The organism is Synechococcus sp. R55.3 (assembly GCF_047461975.1).
GTDB lineage: Bacteria > Cyanobacteriota > Cyanobacteriia > Thermostichales > Thermostichaceae > Thermostichus.
Map to the genome: position 1 here is coordinate 1 of NZ_JANSIG010000139.1, position 3,495 is coordinate 3,495.

The following is a 3,495-nucleotide window of genomic DNA, read 5'->3' on the forward strand; positions in this document are numbered from 1 at the left end:
TAGCCCGTTCGCCGATGTTGCTCAATGGGCCGCTGGAATGGACGCAAACGCTCCTCGAGGAGTTGACTCAGCGTGCCCCCGAAGGGGATCCCGACTTGCGTTGGCTGGATCCTGCCCAATCCATCACGCTTTCCCTCACCTATCTCCTGGTCTAGCTCAGCAGCAGGGCAAACAGGCCGCAGAGGGCAATGCCATCAAAAACCCCGGCCCCACCAATGCTGAGAATGCCAGAGCAGTTGCGCCGCAGGACTTCTGGCAGATGCAGGAGATCTGCCCCGATCACCGTGCCCAAAACTCCACCAGCAAAGGCCACTGCCGGTGCCTGGTCCCCTGCCCAAAACAGAGCGGCTAAGGCTGCCGTAGCCGGGGCAATCAAGGGGTTCATTTGAATGCCGATCCCCGGCACCACGTGGGAAGCATAGTAGCTGACCAAGGTTACCAGCGCCGTCACCGCCAGGATCAGCACGCTGTCGGCCCGCCCAAATTGATATAGGGCCAAGAGCACCGGGATCAACCCCCCGCCCACGTTCAAGGCAATTACCGTCTCCTGAGGGATTTTCGCCAAAGGGATCCCCCAGAATTGCCGCATCCACAGGCTGGCTAAGTCCTCCACCAGCGTCACCTCGCATTTCACTCGATAGAGGGGAATGTTGACCGAGCTGCCCACAAGCACTGCCAAGAGCAGCAACAACGCCCCATCTCGGGAAAAGCCCAATTTCCCCACTGCCAGCGCCACCACATCCACCGCCAACCCCAACCAAACCAGCGGCAGCAGCAGCAACAGCACTACAAACAACAACAGCGAGACCGGTAAGTAGAACATGGCAGGGATCCCTGGCGCTCGGGTGTCAGCTCCAGCCTATCAAGACTGAGTGTGATTTTTTCGGGCAAGGTCTGTAACCAGTGGGATCTCTATCCTTTGAATGAGAAATAAGTCTGCAATCGGCTTTACTCAGTCTATAGGCCGAAGATTTTGTTGCGAATATCATGAGCGATTTCAAGACCGGCACGCCAATCTCCAGCAGTCTTAGACAGGGTAATCAAATAACGTCGATCCCCATAAAAGCAAATCTTGATGTGAGGGGATTCTGAAACAAGCTCAAAACCAAAATTCTGAAGCTCTTTTGAAGCTCTTTTTCGGCACGATTACTCCATTTTCGATAGTCACAAAACCAGTGGTCTACGAATTCTCTAATGCTTTGGCGGCAACTGTCGCCCTCACATGCATCGTTACTCTGGATTAAGTCTTTAAGGATATGCTGAACTCGACTTTCTTGGTGCACTTGGTTAATTGCCCTGCGTAGAATTTCCAGGATAAAGCTCTTAGCCTCTTGTGGGTAAAAGTCTCTCTCATTTTCTAGCCTTAATACTATATCACATTCTGATAAGATCTGCTCTCTGTAACGTTTATCCCCTTTGCATTGGTACTGCACAGACAGAGTCTTTTGAAAACCTTCTACACTTAAATTAAGAAAATCTCTCTCCTCTTCAAGACTCTTGATCTTTTGGTTCCGGTCTTCTAGACTTTGCCGCCACTGTTCTTTCTCCTCAATTTGCTGAAAGAGATCCCTGGCTCTTTGCTCTTGGAGTTGGAGCTTCTCAATCAGGCAGTTTTGCTCAGCTACCCGAGCTTCCAGGCTTGTGACTTGCTCGTTCTTCCGCTGGAGCTGAGCTTGTAGTTCAGAGAGCTGGCTTTCGTAATTGCGTAGTTGCTGCTTCCTTTCTTCTATTTGCTGAGAGAGATCCCTGATTCTCTGCTCCTGGAGCTGAAGCTTTTCAATCGAATGAGCCTGCTGAGCCAGTTGCACTTTCAGAGCCTGGATTTGCTCATTGCTCTGCTGAAGCCGAGCTTGTAGCTGTGCAAGTTCGTCTTGCTTACTACGCAGCAGATGCTCTTTTTCCTGAACTTGCTGAGACAAATTTGTAGCGGACTGCCGCCATTTTTGCAGATCCACTAACAGTCTTTGGATCTCTTCCTCTTTTTGTGCAGCTTGATTCCCCGGTTCCAGGTTCTCTGCCTGAGCGCTTCGTAGCTGCTCTGGTGCCTGTCTCTGGGTTTCCTCATCCTTCTGTAGAAGCTGATCCTCCGTTTCCTGAAATTGCTCAAAGGAAGGACGAGGCAGCTCTAAGACAACCTGACCTCTTTGAGCCTGGGATCCTGCCAGTGATTTGTTACGCTCTACTTTCTGAGCCGCTACACTGCCAGCTCCTGCTACAAGAGCCACCGTGAGAGCTCTCCTAAAAGCTGGCTGAGGCAGAGAGGCAATGGCGGCAGCCGCGAGAGCAGTAACGATGTGGACGTTAAAGGGCTTAGCCATGACAACAGAGAGCGTTGGGCGAGAAGGAGTTGGAACTAAGGATAACCGCTGATGCCAGAACCGTGAAAGAAATACAAAAATTCTATATAGTATAATATTTTGAGGAGGAGTCCTTTGGAGCTTTGTTAAGTTTCAAAAAATCAGAAGGAAAAACAACGAACTTCACCGTTGCCGCATTTGCGGATCCAAGGCATCTCGCAATCCATCCCCGACAAAATTGATGCTCAGCACGGTCAAAAAAATCATCAGTCCGGGGAAGAAGGCCATGTGGGGCGCTTGCTCCAGGTAATTGCGGGCATCGAAGAGCAATCTGCCCCAAGTGGGCACATCCGGCGGGAACCCCAGCCCCAAGAAGCTCAGCGTTGACTCGGTGATGATCGCCGTCCCTACTGATAGCGTCGCCGCCACAATCACAGGGCTGAGCACATTGGGGAAAATATGCACCCAGATCAGCCGACGGGCCGGAGCCCCAATGGCGCGAGCCGCCAAGACAAAATCCATTTCCCGCACGCTCAAGAAGCTGGCCCGTACCAGCCGCGCCACCGACATCCAATTCAAGCTGCCGATCACCAGCACCACCAGGATAAAAATCCCCGTTTCTGGCCCTGCCAAGCGTCGCAAGCTCTCTCGAAACAGAAAGATCACCAACAACAACAGCGGCAATTGCGGCAAGGAGAGAAACAAATCCGTAAACCGCATCAGGGCCACATCGATCCAACCCCCATAAAACCCCGATATCGCCCCGATCAAGGTGCCCATCGTAATGGCCACCAGCATTGAGGTAATGCCCACTGAAAGCGATACTCGCCCGCCGCGCAACACCCGCGCCAAGACATCTTGTCCCAGGTCGTTGGTGCCAAAGGGATGGGCCCAACTGGGGGGCAGTTGAGAACGAGAAAAGTCGATCTGGCTGGGGGAAGCTGTGTAGATCAGCGGGCCCACCACACATCCCAAGATGATGAGCAGCAAGGTGGCCGTCCCAAACAGGGCCAGCCTATCCCGACGAAAGCGCCGCCAAGCATCCCCCCACAGGGTACGCGGGGGGCGTTCCTGAACGTTGGCTTGAGGGGGAGCAGGGATCGAAGCAGACATCGGACACCTCTAGGTTGTGTTGATCTTTCATTTGAGCCAAAAGAGAGCACTGACGAGATAGAGAAAACTCAAGAAGTTCCTGGCC

At 52.7% G+C, this 3,495-nt stretch carries 3 protein-coding genes; all 3 read right to left on the reverse strand.

The features are described from left to right. Nucleotides 1-151: 151 nt before the first annotated feature. Nucleotides 152-823 carry a DUF1614 domain-containing protein gene (locus NW849_RS14070; RefSeq protein ID WP_414358440.1) on the reverse strand — a complete coding sequence of 224 codons (672 nt, stop codon included), beginning with the start codon at nt 821-823 and terminating at the stop codon, nt 152-154. Nucleotides 824-1,040: 217 nt separating this feature from the next. Then, nucleotides 1,041-2,318: a hypothetical protein gene (locus NW849_RS14075; protein ID WP_414358443.1), complete on the reverse strand. Its 1,278-nt coding sequence runs from the start codon at nt 2,316-2,318 to the stop codon at nt 1,041-1,043. 162 nt (nt 2,319-2,480) lie between these two features. Then, complete coding sequence (locus NW849_RS14080; RefSeq protein ID WP_414358445.1) at nt 2,481-3,410, reverse strand: ABC transporter permease; 930 nt, start codon at nt 3,408-3,410, stop codon at nt 2,481-2,483. Nucleotides 3,411-3,495: the final 85 nt, after the last annotated feature.

Bases quoted from the DNA above. Each gene is read 5' to 3' on its own strand.
- NW849_RS14070 (WP_414358440.1), bottom strand. From the start codon at position 823: ATGTTCTACTTACCGGTCTCGCTGTTGTTGTTTGTAGTGCTGTTGCTG.
- NW849_RS14075 (WP_414358443.1), bottom strand. From the start codon at position 2,318: ATGGCTAAGCCCTTTAACGTCCACATCGTTACTGCTCTCGCGGCTGCC.
- NW849_RS14080 (WP_414358445.1), bottom strand. From the start codon at position 3,410: ATGTCTGCTTCGATCCCTGCTCCCCCTCAAGCCAACGTTCAGGAACGC.